The sequence below is a fragment of the Paracoccus sp. NSM genome, assembly GCF_052379855.1.
In the GTDB taxonomy this organism is placed as follows: domain Bacteria; phylum Pseudomonadota; class Alphaproteobacteria; order Rhodobacterales; family Rhodobacteraceae; genus Paracoccus.
In genome coordinates, this window is sequence record NZ_JBQTCG010000014.1 from 21,967 (window position 1) to 37,832 (window position 15,866).

Annotated in this window: 14 protein-coding genes; 10 read left to right on the top strand and 4 right to left on the bottom strand. The window is 66.7% G+C overall.

The features are described 5' to 3' along the window. Window positions 1–59 precede the first annotated feature (59 nt). The 3 genes from nrdE to nrdH are packed head-to-tail and all read right to left on the bottom strand — an operon-like array spanning window position 60 to window position 2,811. On the bottom strand, window positions 60–2,183 hold the full coding sequence (nrdE, locus tag ACTZWU_RS15090) for a class 1b ribonucleoside-diphosphate reductase subunit alpha (RefSeq protein WP_444738188.1): 2,124 nt from the start codon (window positions 2,181–2,183) through the stop codon (window positions 60–62). Next, window positions 2,168–2,581: a class Ib ribonucleoside-diphosphate reductase assembly flavoprotein NrdI gene (gene nrdI / locus ACTZWU_RS15095; protein ID WP_444738189.1), complete on the bottom strand. Its 414-nt coding sequence runs from the start codon at window positions 2,579–2,581 to the stop codon at window positions 2,168–2,170. The genes nrdE and nrdI overlap by 16 nt, the downstream gene beginning before the upstream one ends. 8 nt (window positions 2,582–2,589) lie before the next feature. After that, window positions 2,590–2,811 carry a glutaredoxin-like protein NrdH gene (gene nrdH / locus ACTZWU_RS15100; RefSeq protein WP_444738190.1) on the bottom strand — a complete coding sequence of 74 codons (222 nt, stop codon included), beginning with the start codon at window positions 2,809–2,811 and terminating at the stop codon, window positions 2,590–2,592. A gap of 549 nt (window positions 2,812–3,360) precedes the next feature. On the opposite strand from nrdH, the gene ACTZWU_RS15105 reads away from it, so the two are divergent. The 8 genes from ACTZWU_RS15105 (at window position 3,361) to ACTZWU_RS15140 (ending at window position 13,745) form a co-directional block, all read left to right on the top strand. Next, window positions 3,361–3,942 (top strand): ANTAR domain-containing response regulator, encoded by a 582-nt coding sequence (locus tag ACTZWU_RS15105; protein WP_444738191.1) that lies wholly within the window; start codon window positions 3,361–3,363, stop codon window positions 3,940–3,942. Next, window positions 3,939–5,114 (top strand): ABC transporter substrate-binding protein, encoded by a 1,176-nt coding sequence (locus tag ACTZWU_RS15110; RefSeq protein WP_444738192.1) that lies wholly within the window; start codon window positions 3,939–3,941, stop codon window positions 5,112–5,114. The genes ACTZWU_RS15105 and ACTZWU_RS15110 overlap by 4 nt, the downstream gene beginning before the upstream one ends. 272 nt (window positions 5,115–5,386) lie before the next feature. Next, complete coding sequence (locus tag ACTZWU_RS15115) at window positions 5,387–6,679, top strand: CmpA/NrtA family ABC transporter substrate-binding protein (RefSeq protein WP_444738193.1); 1,293 nt, start codon at window positions 5,387–5,389, stop codon at window positions 6,677–6,679. A 10-nt stretch (window positions 6,680–6,689) separates the two neighbouring features. Next, on the top strand, window positions 6,690–7,580 hold the full coding sequence (gene ntrB / locus ACTZWU_RS15120; protein WP_444738194.1) for a nitrate ABC transporter permease: 891 nt from the start codon (window positions 6,690–6,692) through the stop codon (window positions 7,578–7,580). A gap of 11 nt (window positions 7,581–7,591) precedes the next feature. After that, window positions 7,592–8,389, top strand: a complete 798-nt coding sequence (locus tag ACTZWU_RS15125) for an ABC transporter ATP-binding protein (protein ID WP_444738195.1) — start codon at window positions 7,592–7,594, stop codon at window positions 8,387–8,389. Between the two features lie 4 nt (window positions 8,390–8,393). Then, window positions 8,394–10,823 carry a nitrite reductase large subunit NirB gene (gene nirB, locus ACTZWU_RS15130; RefSeq protein ID WP_444738196.1) on the top strand — a complete coding sequence of 810 codons (2,430 nt, stop codon included), beginning with the start codon at window positions 8,394–8,396 and terminating at the stop codon, window positions 10,821–10,823. A 13-nt stretch (window positions 10,824–10,836) separates the two neighbouring features. Beyond that, window positions 10,837–11,163 (top strand): nitrite reductase small subunit NirD, encoded by a 327-nt coding sequence (nirD, locus tag ACTZWU_RS15135; protein WP_444738197.1) that lies wholly within the window; start codon window positions 10,837–10,839, stop codon window positions 11,161–11,163. Continuing rightward, window positions 11,160–13,745 carry a molybdopterin-dependent oxidoreductase gene (locus ACTZWU_RS15140; RefSeq protein ID WP_444738198.1) on the top strand — a complete coding sequence of 862 codons (2,586 nt, stop codon included), beginning with the start codon at window positions 11,160–11,162 and terminating at the stop codon, window positions 13,743–13,745. Before nirD ends, ACTZWU_RS15140 begins: the two co-directional genes overlap by 4 nt. A gap of 253 nt (window positions 13,746–13,998) precedes the next feature. Here ACTZWU_RS15140 and ACTZWU_RS15145 read toward each other — a convergent pair whose 3' ends face one another. Beyond that, window positions 13,999–14,313, bottom strand: a complete 315-nt coding sequence (locus tag ACTZWU_RS15145; RefSeq protein WP_444738199.1) for a hypothetical protein — start codon at window positions 14,311–14,313, stop codon at window positions 13,999–14,001. A gap of 98 nt (window positions 14,314–14,411) precedes the next feature. On the opposite strand from ACTZWU_RS15145, the gene ACTZWU_RS15150 reads away from it, so the two are divergent. Together ACTZWU_RS15150 and ACTZWU_RS15155 are read left to right on the top strand one after the other, a co-directional pair. Beyond that, window positions 14,412–15,014 (top strand): TetR/AcrR family transcriptional regulator, encoded by a 603-nt coding sequence (locus ACTZWU_RS15150; RefSeq protein WP_444738200.1) that lies wholly within the window; start codon window positions 14,412–14,414, stop codon window positions 15,012–15,014. Window positions 15,015–15,132: 118 nt separating this feature from the next. Continuing rightward, the gene (locus ACTZWU_RS15155) at window positions 15,133–15,852 is read left to right on the top strand and encodes a GntR family transcriptional regulator (RefSeq protein ID WP_444738201.1); all 720 of its coding nucleotides are present in this window, start codon (window positions 15,133–15,135) and stop codon (window positions 15,850–15,852) included. Window positions 15,853–15,866 lie beyond the last annotated feature (14 nt).

The window sequence follows — 15,866 nt, forward strand, 5'->3', positions numbered from 1 at the left end:
CCTTCTTCTTCATCCAAATATCCCGGGGGTCCGGGGGCTGGCCCCCGGTCCTCGGCCAATCACAAAGAGCAGCTGACGCAGCCCTGAACCTCGGTCCCCTCCAGCGCGGCCTGGCGCAGGCGGATGTAGTAGATCGTCTTGATCCCCGATTTCCACGCCTTGATCTGCGCGCGGTTGATGTCGCGCGTCGTGGCCTCGGCCGGGAAGAACAGCGTCAGCGACAGGCCCTGGTCCACATGCTCGGTCGCCGCCGCATAGACGTCGATGATCGCGTCCGGCCCGATCTCGTAGGCGTCGCGGTAATATTCCAGGTTCTCGTTCGACATGAAGGGCGCGGGGTAATAGACGCGGCCGATCTTGCCCTCTTTCCGGATCTCGATCTTCGACACGATCGGATGGATCGAGCTGGTCGAGTTGTTGATATAGCTGATCGAACCCGTCGGCGGCACGGCCTGAAGGTTGCGGTTGTAAAGCCCGTTCTTCATCACCGCCTCGCGCAGCGCGGCCCAATCCTCGCGCGTCGGCAGGGTGATACCCTCGAACAGCCGCGCGACTTCGGCCCGCTCGGGCAGCCAGTCGCGGGTCACGTATTTGTCGAAGAACGTGCCGTCGGCATAGCGCGACTTGTCGAAATCCTTGAAGGTCGTCCCCTTCTCGCGCGCCAGCGCGTTCGAGGCGCGGATCGCGTGATAGGTGATCGCCGCGAAATAGACGCTGGTGAACTCGACCGCCTCGGGGCTGTCGTAATGGATGCGTTCGCGCGCCAGGAACCCGTGCAGGTTCATCTGGCCCAGACCGACGGCATGGGCCTCGTCATTGCCGCGCCGGATCGACGGCACCGCGTCAATTGCGGACATCTCGCTGACAGCGGTCAGGGCGCGGATCGCGGTCTCGACCGTCTCGCCGAAATCGGGACCGTCCATCGTCTGCGCGATGTTCAGCGAACCGAGGTTGCACGAAATGTCCGTGCCCATCTTGGCATAGCCCAGATCCTCGTTGAACTCGGAGGCCTCGGCCACTTGCAGGATTTCCGAACACAGGTTCGACATGGTGATCCGGCCCGCGATGGGGTTCGCGCGGTTCACGGTGTCTTCGAACATGATGTAGGGATAGCCGCTCTCGAACTGGATCTCGGCCAGCGTCTGGAAGAAGGCGCGGGCGTTGATCTTCTTCTTCTTGATGCGCTTGTCCTCGACCATCTCGTGATACTTCTCGCTGACCGAGATTTCCGAGAAGGGCACGCCATAGACCTTCTGCACGTCATGGGGCGAGAACAGGTACATATCCTCGTTCTTCTTGGCCAGTTCAAAGGTGACGTCGGGGATCACCACGCCAAGCGACAGCGTCTTGATGCGGATCTTCTCGTCCGCGTTCTCGCGCTTGGTGTCCAGAAAGCGCAGGATGTCGGGGTGGTGGGCGTTGAGATAGACCGCCCCCGCGCCCTGCCGCGCGCCCAGCTGGTTGGCGTAGCTGAAGCTGTCCTCGAGCAGTTTCATCACCGGAATGACGCCCGAGGACTGGTTCTCGATCCCCTTGATCGGCGCGCCGGCCTCGCGGATGTTGGTCAGCATCAGCGCCACGCCGCCGCCGCGCTTGGACAATTGCAGCGACGAGTTGATGGCGCGGCCGATGGATTCCATGTTGTCCTCGATCCGCAGGAGGAAACAGGAAATCAGCTCGCCGCGCGATTTCTTGCCCGCGTTCAGGAAGGTCGGCGTGGCGGGCTGGAAACGGCCCGACAGCATCTCTTCCATGAAGCGCATCGCCAGCGCCTGATCGCCGCGCGCCAGCGTCAGCGCGACCATCACCACGCGATCCTCGTAGCGTTCGAGGTAACGCTGACCATCGCGGGTCTTCAGCGTGTAGCTGGTGTAATACTTGAACGCGCCAAGGAAGGTCGGAAAGCGGAACTTGCGCTTGAAGGCGGCGGCCCAGATCGCGTGCAGGAACTCGCGCGGGTATTGCGCCAGCACCTCGGCCTCGTAATAGCCCTCGTCCACAAGGTAATCGAGCTTCTCGTCCAGCGAGTGGAAGAAGACCGTGTTCTGGTTCACGTGCTGCAGGAAATACTGCCGCGCGGCCATGCGGTCCGCATCAAAGCGGATCTTGCCGTCCCCGTCATAGAGGTTCAGCATCGCGTTCAGCGCGTGGTAGTCGAGGTCGGGCTTCACGGCGTCAAGCATGGCTCTCTCCAGAACAGGGTCAGCCCGTCACGGATGCGGGCAATATCGGTTTGGGTCCCGGCCAGTTCGAACGTGGCCAGCACCGGGACGCGGCATTTTTCTGCGATGATCCGGGCCGACAGGGCATAGGTCGACCCGAAATTGCGGTTGCCCGCCCCGATGACACCCCGGATCAGGGCGCGGCGGGCGGGGTCGTTCAGAAAGCGGATCACCTGCTTGGGGACCGCGCCCCGACCCTCGCCATCGGCATAGGTCGGGCAGATCAGCACATAGGGCGCCGTGGGCGCGGGCATGGGCTGCCCCTCGCGGATCGGGATGCGGTCGGCGGGCAGGCCAAGCGCCTGCACGAACCGCGCGGTGTTCCCCGAGCCAGACGATAAATAGACCAACCCCGCCATCGCGGCGATCAGGCCAGCGCGCTGATCATGTCGGGGCGGAAGCCCGCCCAATGCGATTCCCCGGCGATGACGACGGGGGCCTGCCGATAGCCAAGCTCGGTCACGCGGGCCATGGCCTCGTCGTCCTGGGTCAGGTCGATCACGTCGTAATCCAGCCCACGGGCATCCAGTGCGCGGGTGGTGGCGGTGCACTGCACGCAGGCGGGTTTGCTGTAAACGATGATGGTCATGCCCTGCTCGCTTTCCTGTCAGAGGCGCGGGAGGGGCTTGCAGCCCCCGGACCCGTCGCCCGGTCCTTGTGATGTCGTGCAATCGCGACCCTCGTGACCCTGCGCTGACCGGGGCGAAAACCCCGTGGAAACGGGGATTTCGACGGGCTGAACCGTTTCTACCGTAGCGCGAGCCGTGGATGCGATGCCACATCATATAGACTGCAGCGTTAACCCGGTGTCAATATCTGGTGTGGTGGGCCGGGTGATTTCGCGGATGGCAACGTGCGGGCGCGACCCGCCGGGCAGCCCGTCTAGCCTGAATTTTCCGGGCTTTCCAGAGCGCCTCGGGCAAAATCCGGGACGGCGGGCCAAATCGCCGCATCCACCCTCGGCCCGCATCAAGGCACGAATCGTGACCGCCCGAGCGCACCGTGAATTGCCCGAAAAACCGGCACCCCGGCGCCCCTTGCCGCGTCCACGGGCAGCGAGGCCCCGAAGCCGCGCTTCCGGCCGCCGGAGAGGCCGATCGTTCTGCCGTCGCGCCGCTCATCCGCTTAGACGGAAGGCATGCCGAAGCTCTCCATCATCGTGGTCGAACGCGACCGGGAACGCGCCCTGCGGATCGTCGATGGTCTTGGGGGCGCCGAAGGGCATCAGATCGCCGTCATCTCGGAAGAAACCGGGCTGGCGCGGCGGATCACCGAACTCAAGCCTGACATCGTGCTGATCGATATCGCCAACCCCTCGCGCGACGTGCTGGAGGAACTGGCCTTCGCCTCGGGACCGATGGACCGGCCGGTGGCGATGTTCGTGGACCGCTCGGACGAGCAGCTGACCCGCGCCGCGATCGAGGCGGGCGTCTCGGCCTATGTGGTGGACGGGCTGCAACCCGACCGGATCAAGCCCATCCTGGATGCCGCCATCGCGCGGTTCCACATGTTCCAGAAGATGCGGACCGAACTGGCCGCCACCCGCGCCGCGCTGGAGGAACGCAAGATCATCGACCGCGCCAAGGCGATCCTGATGAAGGCGCGCGGCATCGACGAGGAACAGGCCTATGCGCTGTTGCGCAAGACCGCGATGGACCAGGGCCGCCGCGTGGCTGATATCGCGCAGCAACTGGTCATGGCGGCGGGGCTTCTGACATGAGCGCGACCCCCCTGAGGCTGGGCTATGTGCCGCTGACCGACGCGGCACCCCTGATCATCGCGCACGAGCTGGGCTTTGCCGCCGAGGAAGGTCTGGCGCTGGACCTGATCCGCCTTCAGGGCTGGGCGCAGAGCCGCGACATGCTGGGAACGGGCGCGGTGGACGCGGCGCATATGCTGGTGCCGATGCCCGTCGCGCAGACGCTTGGGCTGGGGCCGGATTATCCGCGCTTTGATCTGCTGATGTTCATCTCGCAGGGGGGCCAGGCGGTCGCGGTCAGCGCCGCGCTGGCGGAAAGGCTGCGCGACATCGGGCATGATTTCGGCTTTGCCGATCCGGTCGCGGCGCGGCAGGCACTGGAGGCGGTGGCCGGGCCATCGCTGCGAGTGGGCGTGCCTTTCACCTTCTCGACCCAGTCGCATCTGGTGCGGCACTGGCTGGCGGGATCGGCGCTGGCGCCGGGGCTGTCGGTCCATACCGTGCCGCCCCCGATGATGGCCGCCGCGTTGGCCTCGGGCGAGGTTGACGCCTATTGCGTGGGCGAACCCTGGGCCTCTTATGGCGTCGAGACGGCGGCGGGGTCGCTGCTGCTGGCCGGGCGGGCGATCTGGGGCGCGCCGCCCGAAAAGGGGCTGGTCGTCACGCGCGACTTCGCCCAAGCCCGCCCCGAGGCGACGGGCGCCCTGATGCGTGCCGTCTGGCGGGCCTGCCGCTGGCTGGACGATGCCGGCCATCGCGGCACGGCGGCCGAGATCGTGTCGCGGCCCGACTACCTGAACCTTGCCCCCGAACTGACCGAACGGGGCCTTCTGGGCCGCCTGCACGTCACCCCCCAGGGCGAGGTACGGACCTATCCCGATTTCATCCGCTTTCACGAGGGGGGCGCGAATTTCCCGTGGCGCAGCATCGCCGCGATGATGGCACGCGAGATCGCTCTGGCCCACGGGCTGGACCCCGACCGCGCCATGCGCGAGGCACCCGCCTGTTTCCGCACCGACCTTTACCGCCAGCACCTGCGCGCGGCGGGGGCGGACATGCCCGGCGCCTCGGCCCGGGTCGAGGGCGCGATGCGTCACCCGACCCCGGTGGCCAGCGAAAAGGGGCAGATGATTCTGGGACCGGATGCGTTCTTCGATGGCCAGACCTTCGATCCCGCGTTCCTGTCGCGCTGAAAATGCGGGCATCGCGCCCTTGCGCGCGGCATTTGCTGCGACGCGGCGAAAATCGGGCACCTTAACCTTGACCGCCCGGCACCCCGCCCGGCAGATTGAATGAAAGCCCGAGGCAACGGCGCCCCGGCTTTCCACACCGCAAGGATGCGGTTCCCCATTCAGACCCGGCAATGTCGCCACCTGTCGCTGACCCCGAGAAGGGGCGCCTCTGGTGGCCTTCTGCCGTTCCCGTCATCCCAGCCCCCATCCGGGCCGCGCCAAAGGACAGCCAGATGACCCGCTTCGCGCCGAACCGCCGTTCCTTCCTGAAATCCGCCGCCTCGGTCGCGGCCACCGCCGCCGCCGCGCGCCTTGCCCTGCCGGGTGGTGCCTGGGCATCGACCCCCACCCCCGAGGTCGCGGGCGCCACACTTGGCTATATTGCGCTGACCGACAGCGCGCCCCTGATCATCGCGCTGGAAAAGGGCTTTTACGAAAAGCACGGCCTGACCGGCATGAAGATCGAGAAACAGGCCAGCTGGGGTGCCACGCGCGATAACATGGCCCTGGGCAGCGCGGGCGGCGGCATTGATGGCGGCCATATCCTGCGGCCCAAGGTGCATCTCTATTCCACGGGCAGCGTGATGCAGAACAACCAACCGCTGCCGATGTACAACCTGCTGAGCCTGAACGAACAATGCCAGGGCATCTCGGTCACGCAGGCCTATGCCGATAGCGGCGTGGGTCTGGACGCAGGCCCCCTGAAAGAGATCTGGGCCGCCCGCCGCGCCGCAGAGCAGGAAATCCCCGTGGCGATGACCTTCCCAGGCGGCACGCATGACCTGTGGATGCGCTACTGGCTGGCCGCAGCGGGCATCGACCCGACCAAGGATTGCGACCTGATCGTCGTGCCGCCGCCGCAGATGGTCGCCAACATGAAGGTCGGCAACATGGAAGCCTTCTGCGTAGGCGAGCCGTGGAACGAACAACTGGTGAACCAGGCCATCGGCTTCACCGCCTGCACCACCGGGGAGCTTTGGCTGAACCACCCCGAAAAGGTGCTGGGGATGCGGGCCGACTGGGTGGACGCCAACCCCAACGCCACCCGCGCCATCCTGATGGCGATGATGGAGGCCCAGATGTGGTGCGAGGATGACGCCAACAAGGACGAGATGGCGCAGATCCTGTCGCGCCGCCAATGGTACAACGTGCCCGTCGCCGACATCGCCGCCCGCATCAAGGGCGAGATCAATTACGGCAATGGCCGTCAGGAAAACCGCACCGATCTGGCCATGCGCTTCTGGGGCGAGAATGGCAGCACGTCCTTTCCGTGGAAGTCGCTGGACAGCTGGTTCATCACCGAAAACAAGCGGTGGGGCTATCTGCCGGGCGATCTGGACACGGCGGCGCTGATCGACCGCACGAACCGCTCGGACCTGTGGATCGAAGCAGCGGCGGCGCTTGGCCTCGATGTCTCGGACAAGGGCGACAGCCGCGGGATCGAGACCTTCTTCGACGGCGTCAGCTTCGATCCCGCCGACACCGAGGCCTATCTGGCCGCCCATTCCATCAAGGCCATGGCGTAAGGGAACCGAAATGACCGTCACCGCATTGAAACTGCCCCCGAAGCCCGCCGCACGGCCCAAGGGCAAGGTCCTGTCGATCCCGCGCCGCGCCCCCTCGCCCTTTGCCGCGCGCGCGGCGCGGATGGCGCGGGCGGCGATGTCCAACGCGCTGCCGCCGCTCCTGGTCACGCTGGCGCTGCTGGGTCTGTGGCAGCTGCTTCTGTCGGGGGGCGGCGCGTCGCTGCCCTCGCCGCTGGAAATCTGGCGGCAATCGGGCGACCTGATCCTTGATCCGTTCTATGTCGCGGGCAGTCAGGACATGGGCCTTGGCTGGCGCGTCCTGACCTCGCTGGAGCGCGTGGCGATCGGCTTTGGCCTTGCCGCAGGCGTGGGGGTGCTGGTCGGCGCGGTGATCGGGCAATCGGCCTGGCTGATGCGCGGGGTCGATCCGCTGTTCCAGGTGCTGCGGACCGTGCCGCCGCTGGCCTGGCTGCCGATCAGCCTGGCGGCCTTCATGGACAGCCGCCCCTCGGCCATCTTCGTGATCTTCATCACCGCGATCTGGCCGATCATCATCAACACCGCCGCAGGGGTCCGCGCCATCCCGCAGGATTACCGCAACGTCGCCGCCGTCCTGCGCCTGAACCAGATCGAGTTCTTCTGGAAGATCATGGTCCCCGCCGCCGCCCCCTACATCTTTTCGGGCCTGCGGATCGGCGTCGGGCTGGCCTGGCTGGCCATCGTCGCGGCCGAGATGCTGACCGGCGGCGTGGGCATCGGCTTCTTCATCTGGGACGCGTGGAACAGCTCCATGCTGACCGACATCTTCGTCGCGCTGCTCTACATCGGCGCCACCGGCTTTGCGCTGGACCGCCTGGTCGCGTTCATCGGCGCCAAGGTCAGCCGCGGCACCACGGTCTGAGGGGAAACGCCATGAGCTATCTTAAAATCGACCGCGTCGCGAAATCATTCCCGGCCTCGGGCGGACGCGAGAACGTCGTGCTGCAGGACGTGCGGCTGGACATCGCCAAGGGCGAATTCGTGTCCGTGATCGGTCATTCGGGCTGCGGGAAATCCACGCTGCTGAACATGATCGCGGGCCTGACCGAGGTCACGACCGGCGGCATCATCCTCGAGGGACGAGAGGTGAACGCCCCCGGCCCCGACCGCGCCGTGGTGTTCCAGAACCACTCGCTGCTGCCCTGGCTCAGCGTCTATGACAACGTGAAGATGGGCGTGCAGAAGGTCTTTGGTTCCTCGAAGTCCAAGGCCGAGCGCCATGACTGGATCATGCAGAACCTGGACCTCGTGCAGATGAGCCATGCCGCCGACAAGCGCCCCGGCGAAATCTCGGGCGGCATGAAGCAGCGCGTCGGCATCGCCCGCGCCTTGGCGATGGAGCCCAAGATCCTGCTGCTGGACGAACCCTTCGGCGCGCTGGACGCCCTGACCCGCGCCCATCTTCAGGACGCCGTGATGGAGATCCACGCCCGCCTTGGCAACACGATGATCATGATCACCCACGATGTTGATGAGGCCGTCCTGCTGGCCGACCGCATCGTGATGCTGACCAACGGTCCCGCCGCCACCGTGGGCGAGGTGCTCGAAGTGCCGCTGGACCGCCCCCGCGACCGCATCCGGCTGGCCAGCCACCCCGACTATGTGCGCGCACGCGAGGCCGTGCTGCGCTTCCTCTACGAACGTCATCGCTTCGTGGAAGCGGCGGAGTAAGCCCATGACAAAGAACCTTGTCGTCATTGGCGCGGGCATGGCCTCGGGCCGGATGCTGGAGCATCTGTTCGAGGCCGCCCCCGGCGCTTTCGATGTCACCCTGTTCAACGCCGAGCCGCGCGGAAACTACAACCGCCTGATGCTGTCGCCGGTCCTGTCGGGCGAAAAGACCTATGAGCAGATCGTCACCCATGACGAGAGCTGGTATCGCGCTCATGGCGTCACCTGCCGTTTCGGCGAAAGCGTGACCGCCATCGACCGGCAGGCGCAGGTCGTTCACGGCCGGAACGGGCCGGTCGATTACGACGCGCTGGTCATCGCCACCGGCTCGGCCCCGTTCATCATCCCGGTTCCGGGCCACAAGCTGCCCGGCGTCGTCAGCTACCGCGACCTCGAGGACACCAGCGCGATGATCGCCGCCTCGCGCCCCGGCGCGCGTGCGGTCGTCATCGGCGGCGGGCTTCTGGGGCTTGAGGCTGCCGCAGGCATGGCCGCGCGGGGGGCCGAGGTGACGGTGATCCACCTGATGGGCCACCTGATGGAGCGTCAGCTGGACCCCGCCGCCGGCTACCTGCTGCAAAAGGACCTGGAAAAGCGCGGCATCCGCATCCACTGCAAGGGCGCGACCAAGGCAATCCTCGGCGAGGACCGCGTCGAGGCCGTCCTGCTGGAGGACGGCACCGTCTACCCCGCCGATCTGGTCTGCATGGCCGTCGGCATCCGCCCCGAGACGCGGCTGGCGAACGACGCGGGGCTGGAGGTCGCCCGCGGCATCACCGTGAACGACCAGCTTCAGACCAGCGACCCCGCCATCTACGCGCTTGGCGAATGCGTCGAGCATGACGGCCAGCTCTTCGGCCTCGTCGCGCCGCTCTACGACCAGGCCCGCGTGCTGGCCGCGACGCTGGCCGGCGCGCCCGCCGCCTTCAGGCCCGTCCAGACCGCGACCAAGCTGAAGGTCACCGGCTGCAACCTGTTCAGCGCGGGCGATTTCGCGGATGCGCCGGGCCGCGAGGACATCGTCTTTCGCGACCCCGGCCGGGGCATCTACAAGCGCCTGATCCTGGAAGGCGAGCGCCTGATCGGCGCGGTCATGTATGGCGACACCGCCGACGGGGCGTGGTTCTTCGACAAGATCCGCAGCGGGGCCGACGTTACGGCGGATCGCGACACCCTCATCTTCGGCCCCGCCTTCGCCGGAGGCGCCCAAGCGGACCCTCTGGCAGCCGTTGCAGCCTTGCCGCCTGAGGCGGAGATCTGCGGCTGCAACGGCGTCTGCAAGGGACAGATCACCCGCGCCATCGAGGGCGGCGCGAACACGCTGGACGCAGTGCGCGGCCTTACCAAGGCCAGCGCCTCCTGCGGGACCTGCACCGGGCTGGTGGAACAGGTCATGGCCCTGACCCTCGGCGACGGCTTTGCCGCCAATGCCAACCCGCCCATGTGCAAATGCACCGACCACACGCATGAGGACGTGCGCCGTCTGATCAAGTCGATGGGCCTCAAGTCCATCCCGGCGGTCATGCAGGAACTGGGCTGGCGCAGCACCGGCGGCTGCGCCTCCTGCCGCCCGGCGCTGAACTACTATCTGCTGGCCGACTGGCCGTTGGATTATCGCGACGACCGCCAAAGCCGCTTCGTCAATGAAAGGAACCACGCAAATATCCAGAAGGACGGCACCTATTCCGTGGTCCCCCGCATGTGGGGCGGCGTCACCACCCCCGCCGAGCTGCGCGCCATCGCGGACGCCGCCGATCGCTACAACGTGCCGATGGTCAAGGTGACGGGCGGCCAGCGCATCGACCTGCTGGGTGTACGGAAAGAGGATCTGCCCGCGATCTGGTCCGACCTGAACGCGGCGGGCATGGTGTCAGGCCACGCCTATGCCAAGGGCCTGCGCACTGTCAAAACCTGCGTTGGCCAGCAATTCTGCCGCTTCGGCACGCAAGACAGCACCGGGCTTGGCATCCGGCTGGAAAAGCTGCTCTGGGGGTCGTGGACCCCGGCCAAGGTCAAGCTGGGCGTCTCGGGCTGCCCCCGCAACTGCGCCGAGGCGACCTGCAAGGACATCGGCATCGTCTGCGTGGACAGCGGTTTCCAGATCAGCGTCGCGGGTGCAGCCGGAATGGACGTGCGCGAGACGGTCCCCCTGCTGACCGTGCCGACCGAGGACGAGGTCTGCGACGTCATCGCCGCCTTCGTGCAACTTTACCGCGAGAACGCCCGCTATCTGCACCGGATCTACAAATGGGTGGACAAGGTGGGCCTTGACTGGTGCCGCGAGCAGGTGGCCGACCCGGCGACCCGCGCCGCGCTGGTCGCGCGCTTTGCGCTGTCGCAATCCATCTATCAGACCGATCCCTGGGCCGATCACGCCGCCCGCCCGGCGGAATGGTCCCCCGTCGCCGACCTGACACTTCGCGCCGCTGAATGAGAGGGGCCAGCCAATGACCATGATCGACATCGCCGCCCTCTCGGACATTCCGCCGCAAGGCGCGCGGGTGGTCCGCACGCCGCATGGCTGCGTGGCCATCTTCCGCACCGCCGACGACCGGGTCTTTGCGCTGGACGACCGCTGCCCGCACAAGGGCGGCCCCCTGTCCGAGGGCATCGTGCATGGCACGCAGGTGACCTGTCCCCTGCACAACTGGGTCTTCGACATGCAGACAGGCCTTGCCCAGGGCGCCGACAAGGGCACGGTCGCCACCTATCCCGTGCGGGTGCAGGAAGGCCGCATCCTGCTGGACATCCGTCTGATCCGGCGCGCGGCATGAAGGTGCGGACGACCTGCCCCTATTGCGGCGTCGGCTGCGGGGTTCTGGCGACAGCCGACGGGAAAGGGGGGCTGTCGGTCAAGGGCGACCCCGACCATCCGGCGAACCGGGGGCGGCTCTGCGTCAAGGGCTCGGCCCTGGGCGAGACGGTTGGGCTGGCAGGCCGCCTGCTGAGCCCCCGCATCGACGGCGATGATGCGACATGGGACAGCGCGCTTGACCTGATCGCTGCGCGCTTTTCCGCCGCGATCCGCGATCACGGCCCGGATTCGGTGGCGATGTATGTCTCGGGACAGTTGCTGACCGAGGATTACTATGTCGCCAACAAACTGATGAAGGGCTTCGTCGGCAGCGCCAATATCGACACGAATTCACGCCTGTGCATGGCCTCGTCCGTGGCGGGGCACAGGCGGGCCTTCGGCAGCGACACCGTGCCCGGCCTCTACGAGGATCTGGAGCAGGCCGATCTGGTCGTGCTGACGGGGTCGAACCTCGCCTGGTGCCATCCGGTCCTGCACCAACGCCTGATGGCCGCCCGCGCGGCGCGGCCCCAGATGCGGATCGTGGTCATAGACCCCCGCCGCACCGCGACCTGCGAGGGCGCCGACCTGCATCTGGCGCTGGCGCCGGGCGCGGACGGGCATCTCTTCAACCTGCTTCTGTGCCACCTGTTCGACCAAGGGGCGATGAGCGCGGATTTCCTGCCGCATGTCGCGGGTCTGGACGCCGCGCTGACAGCGGCGCGTGCCAGCCGCGCCTGCGACACCGGGCTGCCCGCCGCCGATCTTGCCGCCTTCCTGGACCTCTGGGCGCGGACGGAACGCACCGTCACGGTCTATTCGCAGGGGATCAACCAATCCGACACCGGCACGGACAAGGTGAACGCCATCCTCAACTGCCACCTTGCGACAGGCCGCATAGGCCGCCCCGGCATGGGGCCGTTCAGCGTCACCGGCCAGCCCAATGCGATGGGCGGGCGCGAGGTCGGCGGCCTTGCCAACATGCTGGCCTGTCACCTCGACCTGGAAAATCATGCCCATCGCGCCGCCGTCCAGAGCTTCTGGAACGCCCCGCGCATGGCCGAGCACCCCGGCCTCAAGGCCGTGGACATGTTTCGCGCCGTCGAACAGGGCCGCATCAAGGCGCTGTGGATCCTGCACACGAACCCCGCCGCGACCATGCCGGATGCCGACGGCGTCGCCCGCGCCATCGCGGGCTGCGACTTCGTCGCGGTCAGCGACATCCGAGCCGATACCGATACGGCGCGGCTGGCCCATGTGCTGCTGCCCGCGACGGGCTGGGGCGAAAAGGACGGGACCGTCACGAATTCCGAACGCATGATCAGCCGCCAGCGCGCCGCCTTGCCCGCACCGGGGCAGGCGCGGCCCGATTGGTGGCAGATCGCTCAGGTGGCCCGCAGGATGGGCTTTCAGGGCTTTGACTGGACCAGCCCCGCGCAGATCTTTGCCGAACACGCCGCCTTGTCGGGCGTTGCGGGCGGGCTGGGCAGCGATTTCGACATCTCGGATCTGGGGGTGCGCGACTACGAGACGCTGGCCCCCACGCACTGGCCGCAAGGCCCGGCGCAACGGGGGGGACGCTTTTTCGGCACGGGGCGGTTCCACACCCCGGACGGGCGCGCCCGAATGGTGCCGGTCGCCGCCGCGATGCCCGCGCGCATCCCAGGCAAGCTGACGCTGAACACCGGCCGCACCCGCGACCAATGGCACACGATGACACGGACGGGCCTTTCGCCGCGCCTCTCGCGCCATCTGGCCGAACCCTATCTGGAGATCCACCCCGAGGACATGGCGCAGCTGGACCTGACCCCGGCCGGACTGGCCGAGGTCACATCCGATCTGGGCCGCGCGATCCTGCGGGTCCTGCCCTCGACCTCGGTCGCGCCGGGCCATCCCTTTGCGCCGATCCACTGGACCGGGGAAACCGCCTCGGCCGGGCGGATCGATGCATTGGTCGCGGCGCGGACCGACCTTGTCTCGGGCCAGCCGGCCAGCAAGGCGATGCAGGTCGCGGTGCGTCCCTTCAGGGCCGCGTGGTTCGGCTATTGCGTCACACGCCGCGACATGGCGCCGGGCTGCGATTACTGGGCAGGCGCGACCATCCCCGGCGGCCGCCAGTTCGAGATGGCGGGCGCGACCACCCCTGCCGACTGGACCGCGCAATTCCGCGACTGGTTCGGTGCGGCGCCCGACATGACGCTGTCCGACCTGGGGCGTGGCCTTTACCGCGCGGCGCTGTCCGACGATCAGGGGCTGGTCGCGGCGCTGTTCGTCTCGGACCAGCCCGTGCGGCTGTCGCGCGCGCATCTGGGGGACAGCCTGACCCGCCCCGATCCCGCGATCCTCGCAGGTCATCCGGGCGTAGCGGCACCCGATCGCGGCGCGATCCTCTGCGCCTGTTTCGAGATCGGCGTGAACACGATCACCCGCGCCATTGCCCGAGACGGGCTGCAGAGCGTCGAGGCCATCGGCGCGGCGCTTGGGGCCGGCACGAATTGCGGGTCCTGCCGCCCCGAACTGCGCGCGCTTCTGGCCCGCGCGACCCCCATCGCCGCCGAATAGCGGTTTGTCTAGCGTGACACGAATTCTTGCATGACAGGTCAGAGATATTCCCAGCAGATACAGTTCCATCTGATCCCGGGCTTTTAAAGCCGTTCAAAGCAGTCTTCTGGGCCTGCCAACCGTTGTCTGGGATGCACCGCCCACTCGCGCAGACTGGGCCCGGCACAAGACTGCGCCTAAGTATAGGGCAGAGGCAGCGCGCCCCTCGCCGTTCGCCAGCATTAGGGCATCCGCTTACGCGGCAAGTTACGCCTCAAGGCGATAGTGTCCCGTGGCGCGGTAGTCGCGCCAGGACCGTGCCTGCGGTGACCCGGCTTCCCGCCCGCAGTTCGCGTCCATCATCGTCCTGCGGGATCTCGATGACCCTGCCGGCCTGGCGGAACTGCAGGAACTCCTTGCGCGCCGCTTGCGCGACCCCTTCGGCGAACAGCCATTGTGTGACCGCCCCATGTTCAGCGCTGACCGCCGCGACGGTCAATGGTGGGCGCGGCGAGGTCGGGGCCGCCTCCTCCGACTGCGCGGCACCGGCCAGAAACAGCGCCATCGGGACGAAAAGCAAGTTACGCATGAGGGGTCTCACATTTAGCGAATGCTCGTTCGCATAATTATTGCAAGCGCCGTCGTCAACAATTATTCCGTGAGGACATCGCAGCTTAAGGAGTGCTCATGGCCGGTCGCCCGCCTGACCCGGAACGCAGAAAAGCCCGTCAAGAGACCGTGCTGGACGCCGCCATGCAGCTGTTCGCGACAAAGGGCGTGCATCAGACGACGATGAAGGACATCTGCGAGGCGGCCGCGATCAGTCCCGGCGCCCTCTACCGTTATTTCGCCAGCAAGGACGACATCATCCTGGCCCTCGCGCAGCTGGACGCGCAGGATCTGGGGCAGCTTGCCGATGCCATCGAGGGCGAAGCGGATCTGATCGACACGCTGACACGTTGGGCCGAGACCATCATCACCTGGCAGACCGACGACCTGCTGGCGCGGCTCAGGATCGAGTTCACGGCCGAGGCCCTTCGCAATCCGTTGGTCGCCGAGGCCTTCCGCGCCGCCGACGAACGGCTGGGCGCGGCTCTCGAGGCCGCACTCAGGCGCGATATCGCCGCGGGACTACTTCCCGAAAGCCATGACGCGACCAGCATGAGCTACCTCATCCACGCGCTCATCGACGGCATCGCCGGACGCGCCGCCTGCAATCCCGGGGCAAACCGGCGCGATCTGGTCGCCAGCCTGCAAGGCCTGTTCATGAGCCTGCGGATCGCCAGCTGAGTTCCGACCGCAAGGGCAAAGCCTGACGGCCGCGTGTCGACAACAAACCGGCATGCCGCTATACATGTCCAAGCGCGTGCTTTACGTCGCGGCCCGTGGCAAGAGGACACATCTAGAGATGGAAGACGACGCTCAGACAAAACGCGCCAAGGGAACGGGTTGGCGGCATATCTACGATACTCTTCACGACGAGATCCTCAGCCTGAAACTGCAGCCCGGGCAGCTTCTGGACGAGACGAGCATTGCGGAACGGTTTGGCATGTCGCGCTCGCCGGTGCGCGAGGCGTTGATATGGCTGGCCGGCGAGGACCTTGTGGTGACGCTTCAGAACCGATCGACCATCGTGGCGCCGATCGATGTGCTGAGCTTTCCGAAATATGTCGAGGCTCTGGATGTCGCGCAGCGGCTCAACAACCGCCTTGCGGCTGAACTTCGCAGCGATCAGGACCTCGCCGCGATCGCCGCGCGGCAGAAGGACTTCGAAGCCGCGGTGCACCAGGGCGACTGGCTGAAGATGTCCCATGCGAACATGCAGTTCCACATGGCCATCGCCCATGCCGGGAAGAACCTCTACATCGCATCCTTCTACGAACGGTTGCTGAAGCAGGGGCGGCGGATGCTGCACCTTCACTTCGAGTTCATCGAGCGCACGACCGACGGTTATCTGCTGACCGACGAACATAATGACATGCTCGAGGCGATCCGCCTGAAGGACATCGAACGCGCGGACGCGCTGGCACATGCCCATACGCGCCAGTTCCGCGACAATTTCTTCGACTTCATGAAGGAAAATTACGCCACCGGGGTCAACCTGACCGCGATGCGCCGGACGGCCTAGACCCGCCCGCCCGG